Source organism: Pyramidobacter piscolens W5455, from assembly GCF_000177335.1.
GTDB classification, from domain to species: domain Bacteria; phylum Synergistota; class Synergistia; order Synergistales; family Dethiosulfovibrionaceae; genus Pyramidobacter; species Pyramidobacter piscolens.
Map to the genome: position 1 here is coordinate 1 of NZ_ADFP01000077.1, position 1,772 is coordinate 1,772.

General features: G+C 43.2%; 4 protein-coding genes. 3 read left to right on the forward strand and 1 reads right to left on the reverse strand.

The genetic code is table 11. The features are described from left to right. The 3 genes from HMPREF7215_RS06900 to HMPREF7215_RS12810 all read left to right on the forward strand — a co-directional run. On the forward strand, positions 1–234 hold a 234-nt coding region (locus HMPREF7215_RS06900), incomplete at its 5' end, for a protein rexA (protein ID WP_040550800.1). A gap of 30 nt (positions 235–264) precedes the next feature. Beyond that, on the forward strand, positions 265–684 hold the full coding sequence (locus tag HMPREF7215_RS06905; RefSeq protein ID WP_002969635.1) for a protein rexB: 420 nt from the start codon (positions 265–267) through the stop codon (positions 682–684). Positions 685–1,148: 464 nt separating this feature from the next. Further along, positions 1,149–1,472, forward strand: a complete 324-nt coding sequence (locus tag HMPREF7215_RS12810; RefSeq protein ID WP_001564525.1) for an antitermination protein N — start codon at positions 1,149–1,151, stop codon at positions 1,470–1,472. Here HMPREF7215_RS12810 and HMPREF7215_RS12815 read toward each other — a convergent pair. Beyond that, a partial coding sequence (locus HMPREF7215_RS12815; RefSeq protein WP_083798283.1) for a super-infection exclusion protein B occupies positions 1,473–1,772 on the reverse strand: 300 nt, incomplete at its 5' end.

Genomic DNA, 1,772 nt, shown 5'->3' on the forward strand with positions numbered 1-1,772 from the left:
AAGGATATTATTTTTAACCCGTCACCTCAATTTTCAGACATTAGCCTGCGGGCAAAAGATGAGGCCGGAGATATTTTAACAGAACATTATCTATCAGAAAAAGGCCATCTCTCAGCGCCTCTGAACAAGGTCACCAATGCTGAGATAGCTGAAGAGATGGCATATTGCTACGCAAGAATGAAAAGTGATATACTGGAATGTTTTAAAAGGCAGGTGGGCAAAGTTAAGGATTAATTATCAGGAGTAATTATGCGGAACAGAATCATGCCTGGTGTTTACATAGTAATAATTCCTTACGTTATCGTAAGCATTTGCTATCTCCTTTTCCGCCACTACATTCCTGGTGTTTCTTTTTCAGCTCATAGAGATGGTCTTGGGGCGACATTGTCATCATATGCAGGAACCATGATTGCAATCCTGATTGCTGCCTTGACGTTTCTAATCGGAAGCAGAACGCGCCGACTGGCCAAGATTAGAGAGTATGGGTATATGACATCGGTAGTTATTGTCTATGCCCTTAGTTTTGTTGAGCTTGGAGCTTTGTTTTTCTGCGGGTTATTGCTTCTTTCCAGCATAAGCGGCTACATGATACCCACTATCGCCATCGGCATTGCCTCTGCATCGTTCATTCATATATGCATCCTTGTTTTCCAACTATATAATTTGACCAGAGAACAAGAATAACCCGGCCTCAGCGCCGGGTTTTCTTTGCCTCACGATCGCCCCCAAAACACATAACCAATTGTATTTATTGAAAAATAAATAGATACAACTCACTAAACATAGCAATTCAGATCTCTCACCTACCAAACAATGCCCCCCTGCAAAAAATAAATTCATATAAAAAACATACAGATAACCATCTGCGGTGATAAATTATCTCTGGCGGTGTTGACATAAATACCACTGGCGGTGATACTGAGCACATCAGCAGGACGCACTGACCACCATGAAGGTGACGCTCTTAAAAATTAAGCCCTGAAGAAGGGCAGCATTCAAAGCAGAAGGCTTTGGGGTGTGTGATACGAAACGAAGCATTGGCCGTAAGTGCGATTCCGGATTAGCTGCCAATGTGCCAATCGCGGGGGGTTTTCGTTCAGGACTACAACTGCCACACACCACCAAAGCTAACTGACAGGAGAATCCAGATGGATGCACAAACACGCCGCCGCGAACGTCGCGCAGAGAAACAGGCTCAATGGAAAGCAGCAAATCCCCTGTTGGTTGGGGTAAGCGCAAAACCAGTTAACCGCCCTATTCTCTCGCTGAATCGCAAACCGAAATCACGAGTAGAAAGCGCACTAAATCCGATAGACCTTACAGTGCTGGCTGAATACCACAAACAGATTGAAAGCAACCTGCAACGTATTGAGCGCAAGAATCAGCGCACATGGTACAGCAAGCCTGGCGAACGCGGCATAACATGCAGTGGACGCCAGAAAATTAAGGGAAAATCGATTCCTCTTATCTAGTTACTTAGATATTGGCCTTGGCTTTATCTCAATATTATATGGATCATAGCTGGCAACTAATTCAGTCCAGTAAATATCCTCAATAGGGAATAATATATGCTTCCCATTCCATCGGGAAAAAGTTTTGTTCAACACACCAAGCTCAATCAACTCACTAATGTATGGGAATTGTTTTGATGTAACCACATACTTCCTGCCTTCATTAAGGGCTGCGCACAAAACCATAGATTGCTCTTCTGTAAGGTTTTGAATTACTGATCGCACTTTATCGTTTTGCATCTTAATGCGTTTTCTTAGCTT